The organism is Pectobacterium colocasium, from assembly GCF_020181655.1.
In the GTDB taxonomy this organism is placed as follows: domain Bacteria; phylum Pseudomonadota; class Gammaproteobacteria; order Enterobacterales; family Enterobacteriaceae; genus Pectobacterium; species Pectobacterium colocasium.
Genome location: NZ_CP084032.1, coordinates 3,381,064 through 3,407,942, shown reverse-complemented (window position 1 = coordinate 3,407,942; position 26,879 = coordinate 3,381,064). Strand labels below are relative to the sequence as shown.

General features: G+C 51.0%; 23 protein-coding genes. 13 read left to right on the top strand and 10 right to left on the bottom strand.

What is annotated here, in order from left to right:
* Positions 1–13: 13 nt before the first annotated feature.
* The 5 genes from LCF41_RS15465 to LCF41_RS15445 all read left to right on the top strand — a co-directional run bounded on the left by LCF41_RS15465 (position 14) and on the right by LCF41_RS15445 (position 6,761).
* Positions 14–2,182 (top strand): ABC transporter permease subunit, encoded by a 2,169-nt coding sequence (locus LCF41_RS15465; RefSeq protein ID WP_225085356.1) that lies wholly within the window; start codon positions 14–16, stop codon positions 2,180–2,182.
* The gene (gene pstA / locus LCF41_RS15460) at positions 2,179–3,825 is read left to right on the top strand and encodes a phosphate ABC transporter permease PstA (RefSeq protein ID WP_225085355.1); all 1,647 of its coding nucleotides are present in this window, start codon (positions 2,179–2,181) and stop codon (positions 3,823–3,825) included. The genes LCF41_RS15465 and pstA overlap by 4 nt, the downstream gene beginning before the upstream one ends.
* 15 nt (positions 3,826–3,840) lie before the next feature.
* A complete protein-coding gene (gene pstB, locus LCF41_RS15455) occupies positions 3,841–4,656 on the top strand; it encodes a phosphate ABC transporter ATP-binding protein PstB (protein WP_180741829.1) in 816 nt (271 codons plus the stop codon).
* Between the two features lie 440 nt (positions 4,657–5,096).
* Entirely contained in the window at positions 5,097–6,290 is a 1,194-nt protein-coding gene (locus LCF41_RS15450) for an IS4 family transposase (protein WP_225085354.1), read from the top strand.
* A 102-nt stretch (positions 6,291–6,392) separates the two neighbouring features.
* Positions 6,393–6,761 (top strand): YolA family protein, encoded by a 369-nt coding sequence (locus LCF41_RS15445; protein ID WP_225085353.1) that lies wholly within the window; start codon positions 6,393–6,395, stop codon positions 6,759–6,761.
* Between the two features lie 45 nt (positions 6,762–6,806).
* On the opposite strand, the gene LCF41_RS15440 is transcribed toward LCF41_RS15445, so the two are convergent.
* Positions 6,807–7,274, bottom strand: coding sequence for a hypothetical protein (locus LCF41_RS15440; protein WP_225085352.1), 468 nt, complete (start codon positions 7,272–7,274; stop codon positions 6,807–6,809).
* A 381-nt stretch (positions 7,275–7,655) separates the two neighbouring features.
* On the opposite strand from LCF41_RS15440, the gene LCF41_RS15435 reads away from it, so the two are divergent.
* Entirely contained in the window at positions 7,656–8,093 is a 438-nt protein-coding gene (locus LCF41_RS15435) for a helix-turn-helix domain-containing protein (RefSeq protein ID WP_201879045.1), read from the top strand.
* A 109-nt stretch (positions 8,094–8,202) separates the two neighbouring features.
* Here LCF41_RS15435 and LCF41_RS15430 read toward each other — a convergent pair whose 3' ends face one another.
* The 6 genes from LCF41_RS15430 to ppiB form a co-directional block, all read right to left on the bottom strand.
* Positions 8,203–9,570, bottom strand: coding sequence for an L-serine ammonia-lyase (locus LCF41_RS15430; RefSeq protein ID WP_225085351.1), 1,368 nt, complete (start codon positions 9,568–9,570; stop codon positions 8,203–8,205).
* 65 nt (positions 9,571–9,635) lie between these two features.
* Entirely contained in the window at positions 9,636–10,925 is a 1,290-nt protein-coding gene (locus LCF41_RS15425; RefSeq protein ID WP_225085350.1) for an HAAAP family serine/threonine permease, read from the bottom strand.
* Between the two features lie 532 nt (positions 10,926–11,457).
* The gene (purK, locus tag LCF41_RS15420; RefSeq protein WP_225085349.1) at positions 11,458–12,528 is read right to left on the bottom strand and encodes a 5-(carboxyamino)imidazole ribonucleotide synthase; all 1,071 of its coding nucleotides are present in this window, start codon (positions 12,526–12,528) and stop codon (positions 11,458–11,460) included.
* Positions 12,525–13,034, bottom strand: coding sequence for a 5-(carboxyamino)imidazole ribonucleotide mutase (purE, locus tag LCF41_RS15415; RefSeq protein WP_225085348.1), 510 nt, complete (start codon positions 13,032–13,034; stop codon positions 12,525–12,527). The genes purK and purE overlap by 4 nt, the downstream gene beginning before the upstream one ends.
* 190 nt (positions 13,035–13,224) lie before the next feature.
* Complete coding sequence (gene lpxH, locus LCF41_RS15410) at positions 13,225–13,947, bottom strand: UDP-2,3-diacylglucosamine diphosphatase (protein WP_225085347.1); 723 nt, start codon at positions 13,945–13,947, stop codon at positions 13,225–13,227.
* Positions 13,948–13,957: 10 nt separating this feature from the next.
* Positions 13,958–14,452: a peptidylprolyl isomerase B gene (ppiB, locus tag LCF41_RS15405; protein ID WP_180741836.1), complete on the bottom strand. Its 495-nt coding sequence runs from the start codon at positions 14,450–14,452 to the stop codon at positions 13,958–13,960.
* A gap of 422 nt (positions 14,453–14,874) precedes the next feature.
* Here ppiB and LCF41_RS15400 point away from each other — a divergent pair, with 422 nt between their 5' ends.
* The gene (locus LCF41_RS15400; protein ID WP_225085346.1) at positions 14,875–15,306 is read left to right on the top strand and encodes a DoxX family protein; all 432 of its coding nucleotides are present in this window, start codon (positions 14,875–14,877) and stop codon (positions 15,304–15,306) included.
* 350 nt (positions 15,307–15,656) lie between these two features.
* Complete coding sequence (gene cysS, locus LCF41_RS15395) at positions 15,657–17,042, top strand: cysteine--tRNA ligase (protein ID WP_225085345.1); 1,386 nt, start codon at positions 15,657–15,659, stop codon at positions 17,040–17,042.
* A gap of 111 nt (positions 17,043–17,153) precedes the next feature.
* Here the strand turns inward: cysS and ybcJ are convergent, their stop codons facing one another.
* The 3 genes from ybcJ to LCF41_RS15380 all read right to left on the bottom strand — a co-directional run bounded on the left by ybcJ (position 17,154) and on the right by LCF41_RS15380 (position 19,917).
* A complete protein-coding gene (gene ybcJ / locus LCF41_RS15390; RefSeq protein ID WP_225085344.1) occupies positions 17,154–17,366 on the bottom strand; it encodes a ribosome-associated protein YbcJ in 213 nt (70 codons plus the stop codon).
* Positions 17,367–17,399: 33 nt separating this feature from the next.
* Positions 17,400–18,263, bottom strand: a complete 864-nt coding sequence (folD, locus tag LCF41_RS15385; RefSeq protein ID WP_225085343.1) for a bifunctional methylenetetrahydrofolate dehydrogenase/methenyltetrahydrofolate cyclohydrolase FolD — start codon at positions 18,261–18,263, stop codon at positions 17,400–17,402.
* Positions 18,264–18,369: 106 nt separating this feature from the next.
* Positions 18,370–19,917 carry a sensor domain-containing diguanylate cyclase gene (locus tag LCF41_RS15380; RefSeq protein WP_225085342.1) on the bottom strand — a complete coding sequence of 516 codons (1,548 nt, stop codon included), beginning with the start codon at positions 19,915–19,917 and terminating at the stop codon, positions 18,370–18,372.
* A gap of 543 nt (positions 19,918–20,460) precedes the next feature.
* Between LCF41_RS15380 and LCF41_RS15375 the strand changes: the two genes are divergently transcribed.
* The 5 genes from LCF41_RS15375 to arnD all read left to right on the top strand — a co-directional run bounded on the left by LCF41_RS15375 (position 20,461) and on the right by arnD (position 26,867).
* On the top strand, positions 20,461–21,627 hold the full coding sequence (locus LCF41_RS15375; protein ID WP_225085341.1) for a nucleotide sugar dehydrogenase: 1,167 nt from the start codon (positions 20,461–20,463) through the stop codon (positions 21,625–21,627).
* Between the two features lie 210 nt (positions 21,628–21,837).
* Complete coding sequence (gene arnB / locus LCF41_RS15370) at positions 21,838–22,986, top strand: UDP-4-amino-4-deoxy-L-arabinose aminotransferase (protein WP_225085340.1); 1,149 nt, start codon at positions 21,838–21,840, stop codon at positions 22,984–22,986.
* Positions 22,979–23,962: an undecaprenyl-phosphate 4-deoxy-4-formamido-L-arabinose transferase gene (gene arnC / locus LCF41_RS15365; protein WP_225085339.1), complete on the top strand. Its 984-nt coding sequence runs from the start codon at positions 22,979–22,981 to the stop codon at positions 23,960–23,962. Before arnB ends, arnC begins: the two co-directional genes overlap by 8 nt.
* Entirely contained in the window at positions 23,959–25,977 is a 2,019-nt protein-coding gene (arnA, locus tag LCF41_RS15360) for a bifunctional UDP-4-amino-4-deoxy-L-arabinose formyltransferase/UDP-glucuronic acid oxidase ArnA (protein WP_225085338.1), read from the top strand. Before arnC ends, arnA begins: the two co-directional genes overlap by 4 nt.
* Positions 25,974–26,867, top strand: coding sequence for a 4-deoxy-4-formamido-L-arabinose-phosphoundecaprenol deformylase (gene arnD / locus LCF41_RS15355; RefSeq protein WP_225085337.1), 894 nt, complete (start codon positions 25,974–25,976; stop codon positions 26,865–26,867). Before arnA ends, arnD begins: the two co-directional genes overlap by 4 nt.
* Positions 26,868–26,879: the final 12 nt, after the last annotated feature.

The following is a 26,879-nucleotide window of genomic DNA, read 5'->3' as shown; positions in this document are numbered from 1 at the left end:
AACGGCGAGAATAATGGTAAAAACAGTCAACACATCACAGTATCGGGATCGTCGACGAGCGTGGGTAGATCGTTTGGTTCACCGCATTATGGCGGGCAGCGGGCTGCTGGTATTGGCTATGCTGTTGTTAATCTTCTTTTATCTCCTGTATGTGGTGACGCCACTGTTCCTCTCACCCACGGTTAACAGCCAAAAAACGGTGCAGCGCCACGCAGGGGAACCGTCGCTGGCGTTGGGGCTTAGCGACAACGGGCTGATTGGGTTTCGCATCGACCGTCAGGGCTATGGGGAGTTTATTCCGTTTGCGGAAAACCAGCCTATGTCGCGCATTCGACTGATTCCTGCGCTGAGTTTAGTGGCGCAAAGTCAGGGAGATCGACAGACTTACGCCCTGAGCCAGCCTGATGGTCGTTTGGTTTTTGTGCAGCCCGTGTTATCGCGTACGGAAAACCGTTCTCCCGTCTGGGTTTATCCGCTGGGTGAGCAGGCCTATTCGCTTGGGTTGCCTGCGCAGCCGTTGCGTCATTTGGCAGTGGCGGCAGTGGATGAAACCCATGCCGTTGTGGCAGCTATCGGGCAGGAAAACACGTTGATTATTGCCGATGTCGATGAGAATGGCGTGCGGCAACGGGCACAGATTGCGCTTCCGGCTGGCGCGGTGAGTCAACTGCTGCTGACGCCAGACGGACAGCAGGTCTATTTGCTCAGCGGCAACACATTAACGCTGTGGCAGGTGGAAACAAACGCGCTGACGCTGCGGGAAGAGCGGCAATTGCCGTTGGCGGAACCGTTGCATCTGGCGCTGTTATCCGGCGGGCGGTCGTTGCTGGTACAGACTGCTGACGGGCAGATTAGCCAATGGTTTGAGGTGCCGGGCGAAAAGGGCGCTACGCTGACGGAGATTCGCCAGTTTCCGCACGTTGCGGGAAAATCGGTGCTGTTGGCAACGGAGGCGCAGCGGCGAGTCTTCGCCACATTGAATGCACAGGGTGAACTGTCGCTGTTTGCCAGCAAGCAGTCGCATGCGCTGCTGACGCAGACGTTACCGGCTCATGCGCAGAGACTGGCGTTTTCGCCGCATGGATCTGCCATGCTGGTTGAAACGGCGCAGGGGTGGCATCGCTATCAGGTTGATAACCCGTACCCTGATATCGGCTGGCGCGGGCTGTGGCAAAAATTGTGGTATGAGAATTACCCGGAGCCTGCCTATATCTGGCAATCCACGTCTGCGGATGACAGTTATCAAGCCAAATTCAGTATGATGCCGCTGATGCTGGGTACGATGAAAGCGGCGATCTACGCCATGCTGTTTGCCACGCCGCTGGCGCTGTCTGCAGCGGTTTATACCGCCTGCTTTATGTCGCCGACGCTGCGACGCTGGATTAAACCCACGCTGGAAATCATGGGGGCGCTGCCGACGGTCGTCGTTGGCTTGATTGCCGCCATCTGGCTGGCTCCGCATTTTGCGACATACTTGTCCGCCATTCTGGTTATGCCGATTTTATGGATGCTGGCGGTGCTCGGCTGCGGCTGGCTGATTGAATGCCTGCCGACGCGCTGGCGTCTCCGCTTCCCTGTCGGCTGGGACGTACTCTTCCTTATCCCCACGATCCTGCTGACATTTGTCGTCGGCTGTTGGATTGCGCCACGCATGGAAATCTGGGTATTAGGGCAGCCGCTGTACAAGTGGCTGGGTGATGACTTTGTGCAACGTAATACGCTGGTGGCGGGCGTCGCTCTCGGCTTCGCTCTGATTCCGCTGATTTTTTCGCTGGCGGAAGATGCTCTGTTCAGCGTACCGGCGCGTTTAAGTCAGGGCTCGCTGGCGCTGGGCGCGACGGCGTGGCAAACCCTGTGGCGCGTCGTGCTGCCGTCCGCCAGTGCCGGGATTTTCGCCGCGCTGATGCTGAGCTTTGGCCGCGCCGTGGGGGAAACCATGATTGTGCTTATGGCGACGGGCAACACGCCGATAATGGATGAAGGCCTGCTTCAGGGCTTGCGTTCGCTGGCGGCGAATATTGCCATCGAAATGCCGGAAGCCGTAACGAATAGCGGTCACTATCGGGTGTTGTTTTTAACGGCGTTAACGCTGTTTGTTTTCACATTCATTGTGAATACGCTGGCTGAAACTATCCGGCAGCGTTTGCGTCAACGCTACCGTGATGAAGGAGAAAACGCGTGAAGCGCTGGTTCCGTTCGGGAAGGCCCTGGGTGTGGCTGACCGCATCGTCCATTTCCATTAGCCTGCTGGCGATGCTGGCAATCATCGTGCTGCTGGCGGGGCAGGGCATGCGCTATTTGTGGCCGCAGCCTGTCTGGCTACTGACGCTACAGCCGGAACAGGGTGTGCAGCGCGCGCTAATGGGGGAAATTTATGCCGAGCAGACGCTTTCACCTCAGCAGTTAGTACAGGCAGGTCTAACCTCTGCGTCTGGGGAAACTGAAACACGCTATTTGATTAAGATTGGCCAGCGTGAAATTCATGGTCAAAGTTTTCGTTCGTTGCTGTCACGTGACATTGTCCGTTTTGATAAACCTGCCGACATTCTGGTGTTAAAGCGAACCAACAACGGCACCGCCTATGGTTACCTTGCCGGCATGTTGGAGGGCGAACAGCCGCTGGTGGCGACGGATCTCCCGGCGACCTTACAGCACCGTGTCGAGCAGGTGCAGGGGTTGCTCGCGAAGGCGCAGGCCATCCGCATGGGGGAGATGGCGAAGATCAATCAGCAGTTTGAAGCGCTACGGCTGGAGGAGAAAAAGCGGCAGCAGACTCGAACGTTAGATAATCAGGCGCTGGCTCGTCTTCAGGCTGAACGTATTGAGCTGCAACGCCGCTTCGATGAGTTGTCGCGTCAGTTAACGGCACTCAATCTGGATATCAATCGCGATACCGTGCAGCTACGGGATGCGAACGGCAGCGTTCATCTTATCCCGCTCAGGGACATTGAGCAGGCCTGGTATCCGAATGCGATGAACCTGTGGAAAAAAATCAGCCACTGGGGCAGCCAGGCGAAATATATGCTGGCGCACTACTCGCCGGACAGCAACAGTGCAGGCCACCTTTTCCCCGCCATCTTTGGCACCGTTTTGATGGTGGTGCTGATGTCTATTGTGGTGATGCCGCTTGGCGTGATCGCGGCGGTTTATCTACATGAATACGCAGGGAAAAACAGCCTAACGCGTTGGGTGCGGGTTGCCGTGGTCAATCTGGCAGGGGTGCCTTCCATTGTTTACGGCGTGTTTGGATTAGGTTTTTTTGTTTATCTCATCGGTGGCACGCTGGATCAGCTGTTCTATGCTGAAGCGCTGCCAAATCCGACATTTGGTACGCCGGGGCTGCTGTGGGCGTCGCTGACGCTGGCATTGCTGACGCTGCCGGTGGTTATTGTGGCGACGGAGGAAGGATTGTCACGTATCCCGATGTCGGTACGTCACGGCTCACTGGCGTTAGGTGCCACCAAGGCCGAAACGCTGTGGCACGTCGTGTTGCCGATGGCGGTTCCTGCGATGATGACCGGTTTAATCCTCGCCGTGGCGCGTGCCGCAGGGGAAACGGCGCCGCTGATGTTGGTCGGCGTGGTGAAGTCGGTGCCGGTGTTACCGGTTGATGACATTTTCCCTTACCTGCATCTTGAGCGAAAATTTATGCATCTGGGATTCCAGATTTACGATTTGGCGTTCCAAAGCCCGGACGTGGAAGCCGCCAGGCCGCTGGTATACATTACTGCGCTGCTACTGGTGTTGATTGTCGTCGGGTTGAACCTTGCGGCGATTGGAATCCGCCACGTTCTGCGTGAGAAATATCGTTCGTTATCACTTTGAAAGTAGGATGAAGTTATGGGATTTATGACACAAAAGGAGATGGCACCGTTACCTGATGTTCATCAACTGAGTGATGAACAGACGATGTTAACCGTGGAACATCTGAATTTGTACTATGGTGACAAGCAGGCGCTGAACGATATTTCGATTCGTATTCCGAAGAAGCAGGTCACGGCGCTGATTGGGCCGTCGGGGTGTGGTAAATCCACGCTGTTACGCTGTTTTAATCGTATGAACGATCTGGTGGACGACTGTCGTACCGAGGGCGATATCTGGTTGAACGGCATGCCTATTAACGATCCCCAGTTGGATGTTGCTGTGTTACGTCGCCGGGTCGGCATGGTTTTTCAACGCCCGAATCCGTTTCCCAAATCGATCTATGAAAACGTGATTTATGGCCTGAGATTACAGGGGCTACGCGATCGCCGCTTTCTGGATGATGCCGTTGAACGGGCGCTGCGGGCGGCGGCGCTGTGGCATGAAGTCAAGGATCGGCTGAGCGACAACGCGTTGACGCTATCCAGCGGGCAGCAGCAGCGCCTGGTGATAGCCCGGGCGATCGCGATTGAGCCGGAAGTGCTGTTGCTGGATGAGCCGACCTCCGCGCTCGATCCCATTTCGACGCTAGTTGTCGAGGAACTGATGGGAACGCTAAAGCAGCATTTCACACTGGTGCTGGTGACGCACAACATGCAGCAGGCGGCCCGCGTATCGGATTACACCGCATTTATCAATCAGGGCAAATTAATTGAGTACAACCGTACGGACGATCTGTTTACCTCGCCGACGCAGCGCCGTACTGAGGATTATATTACGGGTCGCTTTGGTTAGAATCGTACTTAAATAATAGAATGCAATATCATTTCTATGCGTATCATTTTATTATGAATGGTAATGATATTGCGAATATTTTTAAGTTTTCATAAAAATAAATAACCGATTAATTATTGTTTTTTAATTTAAAAGTTTTTGTTTTTTTGTGATCTAATTACTGAAAAAAATAAAATTTTGATTCATAGTTTATATGCAGCGATTGGCTGTATTTAAATGGAATTACTCAGGATGAGAAAGAAAATATATATTGGTGTTGCATTCAGTATGTTGGTTAGTGTGATGTTTCCGGTTTATTCTCAGGCTCAGGAAGAGCCAGTAGCGGAGGTAATTACAGCATTCGACTCCCCCCTTCTGGCTGACGAATCCCCAGAAAACAAGACAGGCATAGAGTTTTATGATCTACTGATTTTCGCCAAAAAATTCAATGAGATCACCCTATGCCTGTCCGTAAAGTATGCCAGACTTTTTTCCATAACGCTTTAGCTTCAACGCATCAATACCGACAAAACGCGCTCATTGACTCAACCACTGCGTTGATAAACGGTGCGACGCTTTCGCTCACCAGTATCGGGCGCCATTTGCCCGGTGCGGCTCGTGTGAAAGATAAAATAAAACGGGTTGACCGCCTTTTGGGAAATTCTGCGCTTTATAACGATATTCCGAAAATATTTAATCAGATTACGTCCATGATGACCAAAAACATGCCGTGGTGTGCTATTGCCGTTGACTGGAGTGGCTATCCCTCTCAGGAATTTCATGTCCTGCGTGCCAGCCTTGTCTGTGATGGTCGTGCTATCCCCTTGATAAGCCAGATTGTTCCGTCGAAAAAGCAAAACAATGTTCTGATACAGAATGCCTTTCTTGACGCGCTTGCCAGTGCCATCGCTCCGCAAACGAAAGTCATCATCATCACCGACGCGGGCTTCCAGAGTGAATGGTTTCGGCGTATCAAATCACTGGGGTGGGACTTTATTGGCCGCATCCGGGGAAACGTAAAATTTTGCCTTCATCATGACAAAGAAAACTGGCTGAGCGTGAAAGACTGCAAGGAAACGGCATCTGCGGAATATCTGGGAATAGGTACGCTGGCGCGTTCAAAAAAGCGCAATGCAACGGATATTTTTATCTTTATAAAAAAAACGCCGAAAGGCCGAAAAAGCCAACGTCGCAAAGGGAAACCGAGCCATCCCACAACAGAAAAAGAGCAACGAGCCTCAGCCAAAGAGCCGTGGCTGATATTTACCAGCACAGAGGAATTTAAGCCCCGTGAAATCATGAAGCTCTACAGCAGACGCATGCAGATTGAACAAAACTTTCGGGATGAAAAGAGTGAGAGATTTGGCTTTGGCTTACGCGCCTGTGGAAGCAAAACAGGTGAGCGGCTTTGGGTGCTGAGTCTGCTGGCGACACTGGCATCCATTGTACTCTGGTTATTAGGATATCATTTTGAAAATAAAGGACTTCATCTTCATTATCAAGCGAACAGCCTTAAAAGTCGAAGAGTGATATCGTTTTTGACACTGGCGGAAAATGTACTGCGGCATTCACCGCGAATAATCGGGCGGGTGAAACTGGAGAGTATTTTAGCCCAACTCACCAGCACCTACCGAAGCATGGTGCTGGTTTATTAGCGATGATTTTGTGGGGATCCCTCAGCCCTTCTGGAGAACCCAACATCAGCAAATGAACCCTCTTCTCAGGACTATAAGCCACTTCGTGCGCCAGCGCCTGCTTTGAGTTCTGTCTATGTCTATGCTGTGGCGTCAACACAGAATGGCGGAGCCTGGGAATATATTGGCCCAAATAAACTTGCGACAACTCAGGATCATGGTGGAGCGCAACTGCGAATTGCAGTGCTGGAAGTGGGCTATGGTAATAACCGCTTTGGCTGGGTGAATGGTACGCAAAAGAGTCCCTATCAGGTTAATGGCGTCTGTGTCGTCGGTGGTTATTATACCGAGTCATGCCCTGTAGGCTCGACTTATGTGGGATGGATGGCTTATTTCAATGGCGATGGTATGCAGTCAGGTCCTTTCCGCTATCAATCTACTTCGACTAATGCACCTTTTAGAACGCTCAGTACTTCACTGAATATTCGATAATACCGCATTCTCAGCAGGTTCCCTTAAAAGAGAACCTGCTTTTCATTATGCCTTTACGCTAATCGGCGTGTAACTAAGTTGTGCTAGTTTATCTAATACTGTTTTTTGCTGTTCTGCATGTAAGTGCTCGCCGCGTGATAGCGAACCGCTTATCCCATTTTTTAGCATTTGTATAAAATTGATTTTCCGATTGGGATCGGTGGAGGAGACATCGTCAACAGGAGGGTGCAAAATGAGTAGTGCCGCCATACCGATTTCCAAACTTTCTTCAAATGACATATCGCCGGAGGCGGTGAGCTCTCTTGTCGCATCAATCGCTTCCTGTGGCGTCATATTGGAAAAATCATAACGCTTGCTTGACTGAGTCGTGGAAGGGGGATTAGTCATAGTAGAAACTGAATGGAGGTTTGACTTTGATGTGTTGCCACTGAGTGAAAACGCATTTTCCGCAGATTCCTTACGGTTCAGCGAGGGGACTGAGTAGTTGATACTATTAAGGTTCGTGATGCTCATTACGGAAGTTCCTTTCCTATGGGATTGAGGTTCAATAGTAGAGAATCAGCGTACGGTGCAATCGTACGAATATGGAATAAAGTTTACCTTAATTTATGTGTTTTTGTTTGTTATTCACACTCGAAAATCAATATTGTTATTTTAATCATACAAATCAATTGATTATTTTTTTTAGTGATTTATTAATGGTTTTAATTATTCAATTAATTAATGTTTTGAGCTAAAAGCAATCAGTACTGACAGTGAGATACGGTAGTCTCCTTGTCAGTGTGTATCGACCATAAAAAAATTATGGATACCGTTCATCAATTTTCCGTGCCATTTGAAAAATTGATGATAAAATGCGCGCAAATTTTTTGACTCTGGCAAGTGGCGGGTAAGATGAAATTCAGTACCATGAACGAAGGCGAAATTATTACCGAACTGTGCCGGAGAATAAAAGACTCCAGAATTCAGCAACGTCTATCGCAGGTCGATCTCGCCGAACGGGCGGGGCTGGGGATTGCGACGATCAAGCGTGCAGAAATGGGCGAATCTATTACGCTTAGCAGCCTGCTCTCTATTTTGCGTGGGTTAAATCGTCTGCATCAGATTGAAGGCGTGCTTTTCGATGCCGAAGTGGAATCCTTCCATGCGCAGATCAGCGGTGAGAAAAAACAGACGCCGCTGCGTATCAGAAAGAAAGCCGCCACGTTTCCTGCCAAATCACTCACTAAGCATGAAAATATCAAGAAGCCGGCTAATAGCACGGTAGATTGGTATATCGCGGCGGCTGAAAACAACATCGTCTGGTCGCTGCCTGAAAGCGATAAAAAATAAAGGGTTAATGCCAATGCATTAACCCTTATGTATAAATCCCTACGCATGAACCCTGATTGTCGCGTTAAGCCGCTTGGTAGTTAACGCGGCAAGGCGGCTTTAGTATTCGCTATTCGCATAAGACCACTTTAATCGCCAACCCCCCGCGAGAGGTTTCACGGTACTTGGCGTTCATGTCTTTGCCTGTTTCATACATGGTTTCAATCACCTTATCGAGCGATACGCGTGGCTCGCTGGCGCGGCGCATTGCCATTCTTGCAGCGTTGATGGCTTTCACGGAGGCAATGGCGTTGCGTTCGATGCACGGCACCTGAACCTGACCCGCAACCGGATCGCACGTTAGCCCCAGATTATGTTCCATACCGATTTCTGCCGCGATGCACACCTGCTCCGGGTTAGCGCCGAGTAGCTCAGCCAGACCGGCCGCGGCCATCGAACAGGCCACGCCGACTTCTCCCTGACAGCCCACTTCCGCACCGGAAATAGAGGCGTTCATTTTGTAGAGCATGCCGATAGCGCCGGATGCCAGGAAGTAGCGTAGGTAAGATTCTGGGGTGACTGGTTGAACGTAGCGATCGTAATAGGCCAGCACGGCGGGAATAATGCCGCACGCACCGTTAGTGGGGGCAGTGACCACGCGTCCGCCTGCCGCATTTTCTTCCGACACCGCCATTGCGAACATGTTAACCCAGTCCATCGCATCCATCGGGTCGTTAGAAAAACGATCGTTGATGAACAGCAGACGATGCAGCGCCGATGCCCGGCGGGGAACGCGTAACGGGCCAGGCAACACGCCTTCCGTATTCATGCCGCGATGCATACAGTCCTGCATGGTTTTCCACACGTCGGCAAAGTAGTGCTCAAGCGCTTCCCGACCATGCATCGCAATCTCGTTTTTCAGGACGATAGCGGATAACGACAGGCAGTGATCGTGGCAATGTTGCAGTAGCTTCTGGGCAGAAAAGAACGGATAGGGCGCACTTTCCTCCGCCAGATTAGGTTTGCCGAAGTTCTCCTGATCGACGACGAATCCACCCCCGATGGAGTAATACGTTTTGCTATAAACCTGCTCTTGTCCGCTGTAGGCACGAAGGGTCATACCGTTTTCATGCAGTGGCAGGTTCTCAGGCTGGAAACGCAGGGACGTATCCAGAGGGAAACTGACCTCATATTGACCGTTGAGTATCGGTAATCGCTGAGTCTCTTTCACCTGTTGAATAAACGCCGGAATGCTATCGATGTTGACGCTATCTGGCAGGTTGCCAGCTAGCCCCATAATGATGGCGATATCGGTATGGTGTCCCTTTCCTGTCAGGGAGAGCGAGCCGTAAATATCAACGACGATGCGTGTCACCGATGAGATAAGCCCACGATTCACCAGATCGTCGGTGAACATTTTGCCCGCTTTCATTGGGCCAACGGTATGAGAACTGGACGGGCCGATACCGATTTTGAAGATATCAAATACGCTGACCATAGCGATTTCCTTAAAAAAACGCCGATAGTTAAATAACGTATCGGCGTTAAAGTCGAGTGGGGGGCTTACAGCAGATCGCGCAGGCTGTAAACGATGGCGGAAATAGCGATCAGTCCCATCAGGGTGACAAAGACGTTACTGATGTGGCCGCTGTATTTCTTCATTGCCGGGACTTTCTGAATGGCGTACATCGGCATCAGGAACAGCAGGCATGCGATAATCGGGCCGCCCAATGTTTCGATCATGCCCAGAATGCTTGGGTTCAGCGTCGCTACAATCCAGGTTGTGACCAGCATGAACAGCGCAGTGATGCGGTTCAATTTGGTGTGGGAAATGGTTTTTCCTCTGCTGCGCAGGGTTTTCACGATCATGCCGTTAAAGCCTTCGCCCGCCCCCAGATAGTGACCCAGGAACGATTTAGAGATCGCGATGGTGGCAATAACCGGTGCCAAATAGCCCATGACCGGGTTGTTAAAGTGGTTCGCCAGATAGGACAGAATAGAAATGTTCTGTGTTTTCGCTTCCATCAGCTCAGCCGGAGACAGGCTCAGTACGCAACTGAAGACGAAGAACATCACGGTCAGTACCATCATGATGTGGCTGTAAGACAAAATGCGTGAGCATTTTTTCTCTGCGTCATCGCCATATTCTTTCCGTTTGGCAACGGCGAAAGAAGAGATGATCGGCGAGTGGTTGAAGGAGAAAACCATCACCGGAATAGCCAGCCATAATGTTGCCAACAGACCGTTGCCCGTGACGCTGGAACTCAGAGAAATGTTTTCAAAAACAGAGGTATTCCAGTTTGGAATTAAATAAAACGCCAGCAACATCAGCACGGCAACAAAAGGATAAACCAGAATGCTCATTGCCTTAACGATCATTGCTTCACCGAAGCGAACAATAAACATTAGCCCGAGAATCAATATTAATGACAGCACGGCACGCGGTGGAGAAGGCAGATGTAATTGGTGAGTAATAAAGCTATCTACCGTATTGGTAATGGCGACGCTATAAACTAATAGGATTGGATAAATAGCGAAAAAATAAAGCAAAGTGATTAATTTACCTGCACCAACACCGAAATGTTCTTCAACAACTTCGGTAATATCTTCGCCACCTTTTTTGCCAGATAATACAAAACGGCATAAAGCACGGTGAGAATAATATGTCATCGGAAAAGCAATCAGCGCCATGGTAATTAACGGAATTAAACCGCCAATACCTGCGTTGATAGGTAAGAATAACACACCAGCGCCGATGGCTGTGCCGTAGAGACCCAGCATCCAGACGGTATCGCTTTTACGCCATCCTGAAGCCTGTTCTAACACCTGGCTGCTATCTTGAATTGTGCTCATTTACTGGTTTCTCCTCGGTGAACACATTAATACCCGTCGTACTGGGGTATAAAAATTACAGTACCGGCAACTTGCCGTTACAGAGTTTGAAAAACGAACAAGACATATTGCTAATTATGTCAACAGGTCAATACTGTTTTGTGGCGGCATTCTATATCGTGGTGGTCAGCGAATAATATTGAGGCGATCACATAAATGAATTGACGGGAAATATTTTAATAAATTTCCGCGGAAATTAAAATATCAATCCTGATACTTTATTTTAAATATTTTTAACGGCTCGTTATTGATACTTTATTTAATTGCTGGGTGATAAAAAATGAGCAATAAATAAAATAAAGGGTAGCTGAAATAATAAACGCAATTTTTCTGATGTCACGCGCAATGATGGTTTTTCTCTGTTTGACGAGACGGTATCGCAAGTGTGCTTCCTGCGCACGCATCGAATCGTGTTGTTATTCACCGTGGACGATTAACAGACGAGGCGGTTATCCGACAGGCTGTAACCTGCCGGATAACGGTTGCCTGGCCGTCAGGCGGTGAGTTTTTCTTCTGCCCACGCCAGACCGCTGTGGTATTCCTCTGGTAAGAGAGGGGCCAGCGATTGCAGCGAGCGTCTTAACTGTGCGGCGTTCGACGACGATAGGTTGAGATGTCCCACTTTGCGACCAGGGCGAACGGCTTTCTCATACCAGTGCAGATGTACCAACGGCAGTGTCAGCCAGTCGATATTTACGTCAGTGCCGATCAGGTTGACCATCACCGACGGTGTTTCGACAACCGGTACCGGCAGCGGCAGATCCAGAATGGCGCGCAGATGCAGCTCAAACTGGCTGATTGACGCACCATTTTGCGTCCAGTGTCCGCTATTGTGCACGCGTGGAGCCAGCTCGTTAATAAGCAGGCGATCGCCGACGATAAAGCATTCCATCGCCATCACGCCTACATAGCCCAGCGCATTCATAATGGCGGACAACATCTGCTCGGCCTGCTGTTGCAACTGTGGATCGGGCTGAGGGAAGGCGACGCTGGTGCGCAGAATGCCATCCTGATGCAGGTTGTGGGTGAGCGGATAGAACACGCATTTACCGTGCGTATTGCGCGTGCCAACCAGCGAGACTTCGCCGGAAAAATTAATGCCTTGCTCAACAATGCATTCGCCGTAGCAGTCAGCGGGCAGCGTCTGTTGTTCGCCGTCGCGCAAGCGCCACTGTCCGCGACCGTCGTAACCACCAACGCGGCGTTTAACGATAGCCAATTCACCTAATGAGGCGAAGACGTGTGGCCATTCATCGGCACTGGCCAGCAATTGCCAGGGGGCGGTTGCCAGATTCAGTGAGTCCAGCAGTTGCTTTTGCGTCAGGCGATCGGCCAGACGGGGGAAAATATCACGGTTCACAAACGCCGTGTGTTCGGCCAACTCACGAGTGAGGGCGGTTTCCGGCCAACGCTCAATCTCGGCGGTAATCACGCTGTTATGAAACGGCACCGATTCCGGCTCAGCATCCAGCCCCACGGGATAAACGGCGATCCCTAACGGTTCGCCAGCCTGACGCAGCATTCTGCCCAACTGACCATTGCCTAATACGCAGACCGGTTTCATGCCTCCTCCCGCGGATCGGGATGAGAGAGCACGTCATCGGTTTGCGCCTGACGCCAGTCGGCTAGTCGGATGGCGATGCCACGATCGTGCAGGGCGAGAATTTGTGCGGCCAGCAGCGCCGCATTTGCAGCGCCCGCTTTGCCAATGGCCAACGTGCCAACCGGAATACCACGAGGCATTTGGACGATAGAATACAGGCTGTCTACACCGCTCAGCGTTGAGCTTTGTACCGGTACGCCAAGCACGGGAACCAGCGTTTTCGCTGCCAGCATACCCGGCAGGTGCGCCGCGCCGCCTGCGCCTGCGATAATCACATCAAAACCATTCTGTACCGCTTGTTCTGCAAAGCTGAACAGCTTGTCTGGCGTCCGGTGTGCGGAAACGACTTCGGTATGAAAAGGAATGTTCAGCGTGGTGAGGATTTCCGCAGCAAACTGCATGGTGGCCCAGTCACTCTTTGAACCCATGACGATGGCAATTTTAGCCGGGGCAACGTTGGATGACATGCCTGTAACGCTCCTGTAGTTGTACCTATAATTGTACGTGTTCGTGACGCGTTCGCGTCGGCCAGACAGGGAGGGTCTGGCGTTGAGGGCGTAGAGCATATCACGCCATTATGGCGAGGAAAACGGTTGCGTATGCGGAAATGCTGGGGGAATAAGGTGAGAGACTGTTAAGTCAATGGCTGGAAACGCATTAAAATGGGAAGGAAATCAGTTCGATATTTTGTGGCGTGACCTTAATCATCGACCCTTCTTCATGCCAGGCTCCCAGAACCGCGCGGCGGCCATCAGACTCACCAAGATCGACCTGATGAATGGCAGGACGGTGGGTGTGGCCGTGGATCATCGTCTTCACCTGATAATGCCGTAGGCGTTCAAGCACGGCGTCGTGATTGACATCCATAATCTGCTGCGATTTTTTCTGGTTTTCCTGCTGGCTGGTCGCCCGCATCTTCGCCGCGATTTTCACGCGTAATGACAAAGGTAATAGCAGGAAGAGTCGCTGAATGAACGGGTTGTGGACCCGGCGACGGAATTGTTGGTAGTGATGATCGTCGGTACACAGCGTATCGCCATGCAGAATAAGGATCTTCTGGCCGTAGAGGTCGAGCACGGTTTCCGTTGGTAGCAGCGTCATTCCGCTTTGTCTGGCAAAACGCTTACCGATCAGGAAATCACGGTTACCGTGTACGAAATAGCAGGGAATACCGCGCTGATGTAAGGCATAGAGTTCCGCAGCAATGGTCGCATGCAGCGGCTGGGGATCGTCGTCACCAATCCAGGCATCGAACAGATCGCCAAGAATATACAGCGCATCGGCATGAATCGCATCATGGCATAAAAAACGCAGAAAACCGGCGGTAATCGCCGGTTCATGAAGACTTAAATGCAGATCGGCAATGAACAGCGTTGCCATGCAAGTCGAATTATTCGCTGACCGTTACGTGGGTAATCACCACGTCTTCTTTCGGTACGTCCTGGTGCATGCCGCTGCGGCCGGTGGCTACGCCTTTGATTTTATCAACGACGTCCATGCCTTCAGTGACTTCAGCGAAAACGCAGTAGCCCCAGCCATCAGCACGCTCTGAACGGAAGTTCAGGAAGTCGTTGTCAACAACGTTGATAAAGAACTGGGCAGTGGCAGAGTGTGGATCGTTGGTACGAGCCATTGCCAGCGTGCCACGCGCGTTTTTCAGGCCGTTATTGGCTTCATTTTTGATTGTCGCGTTGGTTTCTTTTTGATCCATACCGGGAGCGAAGCCGCCGCCCTGGATCATGAAACCATTAATCACACGGTGGAAGATCGTGTTGTCATAAAAACCGCTGCGGCAGTAGTTCAGGAAGTTTTCTACGGTAACCGGCGCCTTGTCTGCAAACGTATTAATAACGATATCGCCGTGATTGGTATGAAGCGTAATCATAATAATGAACCCTAGATAGCCTTAGTGATAAGAGTGTTGTTCACAAAAGGCGGTGAACAACAAGAGCGCTGTTATAGCATAACTGGTCGATTGAGTCAGCAGTTCACGTTTTACCGCGCAGCGGTTGGCGGTTAGCTGGATGAGAAAATCGTATAAAAAGGTTCACTACTCTGATTTTGGTAGGCGTTAGATCACGAGTGCACGGCAGAACAGTGCGCAATTAAGGCGTTAATCAGGTAAGAGAGACTTTTAAAAACAAATAAATTGATCAATTTTCGTAATTATAGTTAATTAATTTGAATGAAATTTTTATTGCCCCAGATCAATGTTTTGCGTAATCAACGTGTTCTTTTTTTGTGGCTCAGATTAATCTGAGAGTAATTCTTATTCTTCCTACATAACTCTAAAGAGATAGGTGAACTATGCTGGGTATTCTGGATGGTGTTAACCGTTTATTAGACAAACCGGACTTTGGCAAACTGTTTTTGCGCGTATCTTTCAGCGTGTTGATGCTGTTTCATGGCTGGCATAAACTACATGGCGGCATTGGTTTCATTGAAGGTATGCTGACCAATGCTGGTATCCCTGCTTTTGTCGGTTACGGGGTTTATATCGGGGAAATCATTATCCCTATCATGATGATTCTCGGTATTCTGACTCGTCCTGCGGCGCTGATTTTTTCTTTCACAATGGTCGTTGCTGCGTTGCTCGTTCATTCCGGCGATTTCTTGTCTCTGGAAAAAACCGGTGCGTGGGCGGTTGAAGGGGCGGCTGTGTTCTTCTTTGCGGGCATCGCCATTGCTCTGCTCGGTAGCGGTAAATACTCTGTGATGTCGAATCCGCGCTGGCGTTAATGGTTTGCTGTCGGCGGATTCTTTTTTGTCAGTAGCAACTAATGGTGTGAAATGACCCGGAAAATCCGGGTCATTTCATTTTTATCCTTTCTCGCCGATTCCCTCTTCTTATTCACCTTGCAATACAGTAGGGTTCAGGTTTCAATACGCCGTTGGGTATCAACCCTGAATGCATTGATGTTACTGACGCTAACGGCGGCTGTGATTGACCTATCGTGTGTATGCTACGTTTTTGAGTGCTATGTTTTTTAACACGATGCCTTTTGAACGTTGTGCGGTTGTGCAAACCATTTCTTTGAAAACCATTTTTTTGTGAAAACCATTTTTTATAAAAACACTGGAACGCCCTGATGCTAAAGATTTTTAATACGCTGAGTCGCCAAAAAGAGGAATTTAAACCCATCCACGCCGGTCAGGTGGGAATGTATGTGTGTGGCATCACCGTTTATGACCTGTGTCATATCGGTCACGGGCGTACTTTCGTGGCGTTTGATGTGGTGGCGCGGTATTTACGGTATCTGGGATATTCACTGAAATATGTGCGTAATGTCACCGATATTGACGACAAAATTATCAAACGTGCGGCCGAAAATGGGGAAACCAGCGACCAACTGACGACCCGCATGATTGCAGAGATGCACGCCGATTTTGATGCGTTGAATATTCTGCGCCCGGATGCCGAGCCGCGTGCGACGCACCACATTGCCGATATCATCGAGATGGTAGAAACGCTGATTGCCCGTCGCCACGCTTATGTTGCGAGTAATGGCGATGTGATGTTCTCCGTTGATACCGCGCCGGGCTACGGTGTGTTGTCTCGTCAGGATCTGGAACAATTGCAGGCTGGCGCACGCGTTGAAATTACCGAAGTGAAGCGCAATCCGATGGACTTCGTGCTGTGGAAAATGTCCAAGCCGGGTGAACCGCACTGGTCTTCTCCGTGGGGAGAAGGGCGCCCTGGCTGGCATATCGAATGTTCTGCCATGAACTGCAAACAGCTGGGCACGCATTTTGATATTCACGGTGGCGGTTCAGATTTGATGTTCCCGCACCACGAAAACGAGATCGCGCAGTCCAGCTGTGCACACGACGGTTCGTATGTGAATTACTGGATGCACTCCGGCATGGTGATGGTTGATCGCGAGAAGATGTCAAAGTCGCTCAACAATTTTTTCACCGTTCGTGATGTGCTGGCGTACTACGATCCAGAAACCGTACGTTACTTCCTGATGTCAGGCCACTATCGTAGCCAGTTGAACTACAGCGAAGACAACCTGAAACAGGCGCGTGCGGCGTTAGAGCGTTTGTATACGGCGCTGCGCGGAACGGATCCGGAGGTTGCGGCGCATGGCGGTGACGAGTTTGAAGCCCGTTTCCGCGAAGCGATGGATGACGATTTCAACACGCCGGAAGCCTACTCGGTGCTGTTTGATATGGCGCGTGAAGTTAACCGCCTGAAAGCGGAAGATGCGCAGGCGGCGAATCAGTTGGCATCGGCACTGCGTAAACTGTCTGGCGTGCTTGGCCTGCTGGAACAGGATCCAGAGCAGTTCCTGCAAAACGGCGCGCAGGTGGATAATGACGAAGTGAAAGAAATCGAAGCGTTAATCCAGCAGCGTAAAGATGCGCGCGCGTCGAAAGACTGGGCGCTGGCAGATCAGGCACGCGATCGACTGAATGAAATGGGGATCGTGCTGGAAGACGGCCCGCAAGGAACGATCTGGCGCCGTAAGTAACGCCGATCTTTCTGCTAATAAAAAGCCCGCAACGTCTACATTGCGGGCTTTTTTTTCACCATCGTCGATATCTTAAATGATCGATGTTTTAAATGATCGATGTCTTCAGTGTTAGTCGGCGATTTTTACCGTTTGGCCAGCGAACTGAACGGTTTGACCTGTGACGATTTTGCAACGCTTACGCGTTTCCGTCTGGCCGTCAACGGTCACGTCGCCAGCGGCGATAGACAGTTTGGCCGCTGCGCCGCTTTCACTCCAGCCCAGCAATTTCAAGAGGTCGCACAGTTCAACGTGCGGATGCTTTTCAAGATGAAACGTTGTCATAAATTCCTGCTTATCGGTGTTCTACCCACGGCGTTACTCGGCGTGGTCGTGATACTCTTCGCACGCCTGTAGCGTATTTTGAATCAGTGTGGCAACGGTCATTGGGCCGACGCCGCCCGGTACGGGGCTGATATAGGATGCTTTTTCCTGCGCGGTTTCAAATTCCACATCGCCGACCACTTTGCCGCTTTCCAGACGGTTGATACCCACGTCCAGCACAATCGCGCCTGGTTTAATCCATTCGCCAGGGATGAAGCCCGGTTTACCCACAGCGACAACCAGCAGATCGGCATTTTCAACATGGTGACGCAGGTTTTTGGTGAAACGGTGCGTGACGGTCGTGGTGCAGCCTGCCAGCAGCAGCTCCAAACTCATCGGACGGCCCACAATATTAGACGCGCCGACGACCACGGCATTCAGCCCGAAGGTATCGATATTATAGCGCTCGAGCAGCGTGATGATGCCACGTGGCGTACAGGCGCGTAGCAGCGGAGCACGCTGGCACAGCCGACCCACATTGTAAGGATGGAAGCCATCAACATCTTTACTTGGCGCGATGCGTTCGATCACTTTGGTGTTATCAATGCCTTCCGGTAAAGGAAGCTGAACCAGAATGCCGTCAATCGTCTGGTCGGCGTTGAGCTGGTCGATAAGCGCCAGCAGCTCAGGTTCCGTAGTGGTGATGGGTAAATCATAAGAGCGAGAGATAAAGCCGACTTCTTCACACACCTTACGCTTGCTGGCGACATAAATCTGTGATGCCGGATTTTCGCCGACCAGCACAACAGCCAGACCCGGTGCGCGTTTTCCTGCTGCTAAACGCTGCGTGACTCGTGCGGCAACTTCGTCTTTGACCTGCTGCGCAATCGTTTTACCATCAATAATCTTTGCTGCCATCTGAGATGAGACCCATCAATGTGAAATAGGGGGGAGATGGCCGCTATTCTGTCAGAAGCTGTGCGTGCTGTCAGGTATTGCATCAATATTATTGAGATTGCTTTCGCTATTCACAGACCTCGATACGATTTTTACCGCCTTTTTTGGCGCGATACAGCGCTTCGTCAGCGATCTCAATAACTTTCGATACCTCTTGTGGTGGGTTTGTCACGTTAAAGATATAGACACCTGCACTAATGGTGACAATTTTTTCCGGGAACAATGTGATTTCATGCGGGATTCGCGCCTCACGCACGGCATCCAATGCCCGTTGAGCCAGCATGATGGCGCCTTGTCTGTCCGTCTCGGTGATAATAATGGCGAATTCTTCGCCGCCGTAGCGGGCAACCAAGTCTTCTTTACGTTTTGGCATGCTTTCCAGTATCTGACCAATCTTGCGTAAGCATTCATCGCCCGCTACGTGCCCGTAATGGTCATTATATTTTTTGAAGGCATCAACGTCGATCATGATCAGTGCCATGTATTGCTCTGTGTTTGAAACACGTAGCAAATTTTGCTGCAAGAAAATATCAAACTGACGACGGTTAGCTAATCCTGTCAGGCTGTCAAACAGAGCCAGTGTGTGAAGGGTGCGGTTGACGGAGGTCAATTCATCACGAACAAGGGTCAAGTTGAGTTGGTTTCTTAAATTGATGCGGATTTGTTTTAGGATGATTAGACTCAGCAGTGTCATGGTGAACAATAAACTTAGCGTAATCACACCGTAGATGATGCTGTCAGTCCTCCATTGACTGAGTGAAAGATTGAGGTCGTAACCTACCGCCATAACAATGGAGTAGCGTTTTAATTTTGTGTAGCCATAAATCCGTTCAATGTTATCCAGTGTGGGGACGAATGTTGTGGCGCCACTTTCGGACTTTTTGAGATATTCAGACACGTGCGAGCCACTGAACAGATTACGGTCGATGTAAGAATCGTCATAAGGGCGGTTGTACAGTATTTTTCCGTCAGAGAGCAGGAGCGCGATCGTGTCTGTGTCTTCCATCGCGTAGTAACCGTAATACTGTTTGAAATAATCGAGAGAGAGTGAGGCGAGCAACACCCCTTTAAAACTGCCGTCTGGATTGTTGATACGCATAGAAACAGGAATGACCAGATCCCCTGTAGAACGGCTTCTGATGACACTGCCGATGTGCGGGCTTTGCCCTACATTATTTTGATGATATTTGAAATATTCTCTGTCTGTATAATTACTCTTTGATGGGTTGGTAATTCCAGAGTTGGTGACCCATTCTCCTTTCTCATTGTAGATAAAAATGCCGTGTAACTGAGGCATTGTGGCCTTTCTGACTTTTAATATTTCACCGAGTTTGATGAGTTGCTCTGGCGCTAACCCCTCTTTATCGATACGTGATTGTAAATCCTGTAACAGAACATCTATTTGCGAAAAGGTATCTTCAGCATGGCGTGCCAGCGACAGAGACAGATTTTTGACATCTCGCTCTGTGGAATTGATAAGCTGTTGACGAGAATTGACGATCTCCCACCCGTTCAACGTCACTATAGTCGTGATAATGAAGAGCATAAAAATGATCATCAATTTTTGCAGCGGCATTTGATAGTGGTCAGCGTTGTCGTGCGTGCTGTCCTTCATTGTGCGTCCCATCCCTAGCCAGAAATATGACTGATGATAAGTGTAGACGTTTCTGCCATTTGCGCTGTGATTGATGAGAATTGCTTATGATTTTTTGCCGGATTTTATCGAACAATAAGTCGCTTTGATAATAAGGTAACCCCTCTGGATTTCGTCTCCATCTACCGTTGATAAAAACGCTAAAATAAAGCGGTATCATCATGCTTATTTACTAAAATCATCTACGATAAATGATGTTGTGTCACATAACGTCATGAAAATTCGTTTTTATGCTAACGATTAGAGAACGTCACAAGGTGTAAGGAGATTTTTATTTATCATTAAACACGCTATGTTTAATTGGCGTTTAACTGTAATTGCTAATGATAAGGCTATTGTGTTTTTTACGTTTCGGATAATGAGAGTGACGTGTATGTGGTGTGACCATCGTGAGAAAGGGACAAGAAATAAATTGAAATGTAACCTCTCTATTCAGAGTGAAAAATAAGAAAGATACTGCGGTGCAATATGGTTTTCAGCCAGTGGTGAAATAAAGAGCCCTTCATGAAAATAGCGATTAGCGGAACGGGATATGTCGGTTTATCGAATGGATTATTATTGGCACAACAGCATCAGGTTGTGGCATTAGATATTGTAGCTGAAAAAGTGGCGATGCTGAATCAACGAAAATCGCCGATTAATGACGCCGAGATTGAGCGTTTTTTACAACACGAAACGCTGAATTTTTCCGCTACGCTGGATAAACATGAAGCGTATGTCGATGCGCAGTTCGTGATTATCGCGACGCCAACAGATTACGATCCGCAGACGAACTATTTCAATACGTCGTCGGTAGAGGCAGTCATTCGCGATGTGCTGGCGATGAATCCGCAGGCCATTATGGTGATTAAATCGACGGTGCCTGTGGGGTTCACCGAGAAAATCAGCCAGCAGTTGGATACGGATAACATCATTTTTTCACCCGAGTTTCTGCGTGAAGGAAAGGCGCTGCACGACAACCTTTACCCGTCGCGGATTGTGGTGGGTGAACGCTCGGAAAGGGCCAGATTCTTCGCTAACCTATTGATGGAATGCGCATTAAAAAAAGATATTCGCGTGCTGTTTACCGACCCGACAGAGGCCGAAGCGATAAAACTGTTTGCGAATACTTTCCTGGCAATGCGCGTCGCCTACTTTAACGAACTGGACAGCTATGCCGAATCGCTGGGGCTGAATACCCGGCAAATTATTGAAGGTGTGTGCCTCGATCCGCGTATCGGCAACTACTACAACAATCCTTCTTTCGGCTATGGCGGCTACTGTTTGCCGAAGGATACCCGACAGCTTTTGGCTAACTATCGTACGGTTCCGAATAACCTTATCAAGGCGATCGTGGACGCAAACCATACGCGGAAAGACTTCATCGCCGACACGATTATCCGCCGTCATCCGAAAACTGTCGGCGTTCATCGTCTTATCATGAAAGCCGGGTCGGATAATTTTCGCTTTTCCTCCATTCAGGGCATTATGAAAAGGATAAAAGCGAAAGGAATCAATGTCGTGGTTTATGAACCGGGGATTGATGGCGATGATTTCTTGGATTTCCCTGTCATTCACCAACTCGATAGTTTCAAACAACAGTGTGACATTATTATTACCAACCGTTATGCCGACGAATTAAAAGATGTGATAGGGAAAGTTTATACCAGAGACTTATTTGGTGAAGATTGATTTCTTGTCGTAAATCAATAAATCGACATTTCGCTATTAGTGGAAAGTTCATTTTTGCATTGTAATTAATTATGTTTTTTGCCGCTTGTCACGTTGTGCCGTTTATCTATGGTTTTATGATTGTCGTAATAAATTAAGGTTGGCTTAAGACTTCGTTATTTAGACTGCTCAATGATGATTTGTCGCCATTATTTATTTTGGGAATACGTTATGACGGATTTTTTGCCTTTTTCCCGCCCGAATATGGGCGAAGAGGAAATTGCTGCCGTGGCGGAAGTATTACGTTCCGGCTGGATAACCACGGGCCCGAAATGCCAGCAATTAGAACAGGCATTTTGCCAGCGGGTCGGGTGCCGACAGGCGATTGCGGTGAGTTCTGCGACGGGCGGGATGCACGTGACGCTGATGGCGCTTGGCATTGGCCCCGGCGACGAGGTGATTACGCCGTCCCAGACCTGGGTTTCAACCGTCAATATCATCACGCTCCTGGGAGCGGAACCGGTGATGGTTGACGTGGATCGGCATACGTTGATGGTGCGACCGCAGGATATCGAGGCAGCCATCACACCGAAAACCAAAGCCATTATTCCCGTGCACTATGCTGGCGCTCCGGCCGATCTGACGGCGCTGCGGGATATCAGCGAGCGCTACGGTATTCCGCTGATAGAGGATGCGGCGCATGCCGTCGGGACGCAATATCGCGATGAGTGGATCGGTGCACGCGGCACCGCCATTTTCTCGTTTCACGCGATTAAAAATATCACCTGTGCGGAAGGCGGCATGGTGGTGACGGACGACGAGGCGCTCGCAGAGCGTATACGCAGCCTGAAGTTTCACGGGCTAGGCGTTGATGCGTTCGACAGGCAGCGACAAGGTCGCAAGCCGCAGGCTGAAGTGGTGATGCCGGGGTTTAAATACAATCTGGCGGATATCAACGCGGCGATTGCGCTGGTTCAACTGGATAAACTCCCGGCAATCAACGCCCGTCGTCAGCAGCTTGCCGCACGTTATCTCACACAGTTGCGCTCGCTGCCGCTCCAGCCGCTGGCGGTTCCTGACTATCCCCATCTGCACGCCTGGCATCTGTTTATGGTGCGCGTGGATGAAACGCGGTGCGGCATATCGCGCGATAGCCTGATGGCGGCACTGCAAGCGCGCGGCATTGGCACCGGGCTGCATTTCAGAGCGGTGCATACGCAGAAATATTACCGTGAGCGCTATCCCCATTTGCACCTGCCGGAAACGGAATGGAATTCGGCGTCGCTGATGACGCTGCCGCTGTTTCCCGATATGCAGGACAGCGATGTCGATCGCGTTGTCGCGGCGCTAACCTCAATTCTGGAGTCTGTTCGTGATTGATGACATCAAAAATGTATCTGTTGTGATTCCCGTTTATAACGAAGAAGAGAGCCTGCCAGCGCTGATTGAACGCACGTTGGCGGCCTGTCGGCAGACTGGTAAACCCTGGGAAATTATTCTGGTTGATGATGGCAGCAGCGATCGCTCAGCGGACCTGCTGACTGAGGCGGCGAACGACCCGGAAAAGCACATTATCGCCGTGCTGCTGAACCGTAACTATGGTCAGCACTCGGCCATTATGGCTGGGTTTCAGCAGGCGGTGGGAGATGTGGTCATTACGCTGGATGCCGATTTGCAAAACCCACCGGAGGAAATTCCACGGTTGGTGGAGTATGCCGCGCAAGGGTATGACGTGGTTGGCACCGTGCGGGCAAACCGGCAGGATTCGCTGTTTCGCAAGCTGGCCTCGAAAACCATCAACCTGATGATCCGGCGTTCGACCGGGAAATCCATGGTGGATTACGGCTGCATGCTACGTGCCTATCGTCGTCACATTGTCAGCGCGATGCTGCACTGTCATGAACGCAGCACCTTTATTCCTATTCTGGCCAACACGTTCGCGCGGAAAACCATCGAGATCGACGTGAGACATGCCGAGCGCGAATTCGGCACGTCCAAATACAGCTTTCTGAAGCTGATTAACCTGATGTACGACCTGCTGACCTGCCTGACGACGACGCCACTGCGCATACTCAGCCTGATCGGCAGCGTCGTCGCGCTGTCGGGTTTCCTGTTGGCGCTGTTGTTGATCGGCCTGCGTTTGTTCTTAGGGGCGGAATGGGCGGCAGAGGGGGTGTTCACGCTGTTTGCCGTGCTGTTCATGTTTATCGGCGCGCAGTTCGTCGGGATGGGGCTATTGGGGGAATACATCGGTCGCATCTATACCGATGTGCGCGCCCGGCCACGCTATTTTGTGCAAAAAACAGTGAGTGCGGCAACGCCACTGACCACCAGTTTACGGGATGAAGAAGAATGAAAGCGATCGTATTTGCCTACCATGATATCGGCTGCGTCGGCCTTGAGGCGTTAAAGCTCGCGGGCTATGAAATTCAGGCGGTGTTCACGCACAGCGATGCGCCGGGCGAAAATCACTTCTATGCGTCGGTGGCGAAAGCGGCAGCCGATATGGATGTGCCGGTGTTTGCGCCGGAAGACGTTAACCACCCGCTTTGGGTGAACCGCATTCGCGAACTGGCACCGGATGTTATTTTTTCCTTTTATTACCGCACGCTATTAAGTGACGACATTCTACAGTTGCCGTCGTTTGGCGCTTTCAATCTGCACGGGTCGCTGCTGCCGCGCTACCGTGGACGGGCGCCGGTGAATTGGGTACTGGTGAACGGCGAAACGCAGACGGGCGTGACGCTGCACAAGATGGTGTCCCGCGCCGATGCCGGCGATATCGTTGCCCAGTCTGTGGTGGCGATTGACGATGAAGATACCGCGCTGACGCTGCATGGAAAATGCCGTACCGCCGCTGCGGCTTTACTGGCGCAGCAGCTACCGCTGATCCGCTCACGTGAGATTATGCTGACGTCGCAGGATGAAAGTCAGGCCAGCTACTTCGGACGCCGTACGGCGGCAGACGGGCTGATCGATTGGCAAAAAAGCGCCCGCGAGATCAATAACCTGATTCGTGCGGTGACGGAACCGTATCCGGGGGCGTTTACGTTCCTCGGTGAGCGTAAAGTGATCGTCTGGCGTGCCCGCGTGGTTAAAAGCAACGATGTGAGCGCCAATGGCGTGAAGCATAAACCGGGCTCGATTATCTCGACATCGCCGCTGGTGGTGGCCTGCGGTGAAGACGCGCTTGAGATCGTCAGCGGACAGAGTGAGACCGGGCTGTATATGTCGGGTAGCCGACTGGCGGCGGAAATGGGCATGGTGCCCCAGGCGAAACTGGGTAACCTCGCCAGCCGTGTGCAACGACGCCGCACGCGCGTCCTGATCCTCGGTGTGAACGGTTTTATCGGTAATCACCTGACGGAACGCCTGCTGCGCGACGATCGCTATGAAATCTACGGGCTGGATATCAGTTCGGATGCCATCGCTCGTTTTCTTGGCGATCCGCGTTTTCATTTTGTGGAAGGCGATATCAGCATTCATAACGAATGGATCGAATATCACATCAAGAAATGCGATGTCATTCTGCCGCTGGTAGCGATTGCGACACCTATCGAATACACCCGTAACCCGCTGCGCGTGTTTGAGCTGGATTTTGAAGAGAACCTGAAAATTGTGCGCGACTGCGTGCGTTACAATAAACGCATTGTTTTCCCGTCCACCTCAGAAGTGTACGGCATGTGTGATGACAAAGAGTTTGATGAAGATAACTCACGCCTGATTGTCGGGCCGATCAACAAGCAGCGCTGGATTTACTCTGTGTCCAAGCAGTTGCTGGATCGAGTGATCTGGGCGTACGGTGCGAAAAGTGGTTTACGTTTCACGCTGTTCCGTCCGTTTAACTGGATGGGGCCGCGTCTGGATACGCTGGATGCCGCGCGCATCGGCAGCTCTCGCGCCATTACTCAATTGATCCTCAATCTGGTGGAAGGATCGCCGATCAAACTGGTAGATGGCGGGGCGCAGAAGCGTTGTTTTACCGACATTCACGACGGCATCGAAGCATTGTTCCGTATTATTGAAAACCGCAACGGCCAGTGTGACGGGCAGATTATCAACATCGGTAACCCGCACAATGAAGCCAGTATCCGCGAACTGGGCGAAATGCTGCTGACCAGCTTTAATGACCATCCGCTGCGTGACCGCTTCCCGCCGTTCGCCGGGTTTATTGAAGTGGAAAGCAGCAGTTATTACGGCAAAGGTTATCAGGATGTGGCGCATCGCACGCCGAGCATTCGCAACGCCAAACGACTGCTGGAATGGGAACCGACGGTGAAGATGGAGCAAACCGTCGCGGAAACGCTGGACTATTTCCTGCGTACCGTTGATCTCCAGCACGCTGATGACGCCACGGATGCGCAGGGATGACGCGCGTCGGCCTGCGCATTGATGTCGATACCTGGCGCGGTACGCGGGACGGTGTGCCCGCGCTGCTGAATGTGTTGGCGGAGTTCGATATCCAGGCGAGTTTCTTTTTTAGCGTCGGGCCGGATAACATGGGGCGTCACCTGTGGCGCCTGCTGCGTCCGCGCTTTTTATGGAAGATGCTGCGCTCCAACGCTGCCTCGCTCTACGGCTGGGATATCTTGCTGGCTGGCACGGCATGGCCGGGGCGCCATATCGGCGCACGGTTTGGTTCGTTAATCCGCCAGACGCACGATGCCGGGCATGAAGTGGGGTTACACGCCTGGGATCATCACGGCTGGCAGGCGAATGTCGCCCGCTGGTCGGATGCGCAATTAGCCACGCAGTTCCGTGAAGGAATAGATGCGCTGACACCGATGCTGCCATCACCGGTGCGCTGTTCTGCGGTTGCGGGCTGGCGAGCCGACTCGCGCGTTGTTGAGATGAAGCAGCGTTGGAATCTGGACTATAACAGCGACTGTCGCGGCACCCGACCTTTTCGACCTCGCCTGAAAAATGGTGAGTTGGGTACCGTGCAGATCCCGGTAACGCTGCCGACTTACGATGAAGTTATCGGTGAGCGCGTGAGTGACGGTGAATTCAACGACTTTATACTTGAGGCGATCCAGCAGGATCGCGGCGTGCCGGTCTACACCATCCATGCGGAGGTAGAAGGGGGCGCGAAGCTGGCGCTGTTCCGCCAATTGCTGCTTCGTGCCCGTCAACAGCACATCGAATTTTGTCCGCTTTCCTCATTGCTGCCTGATGACCGCGCCACACTGCCCGTCGGGCGGATTGACCGTGCGCCGTTTCCCGGACGGGAAGGGTGGCTTGGCGTGCAAACGGAAGAATAAATAAAGCAGGAG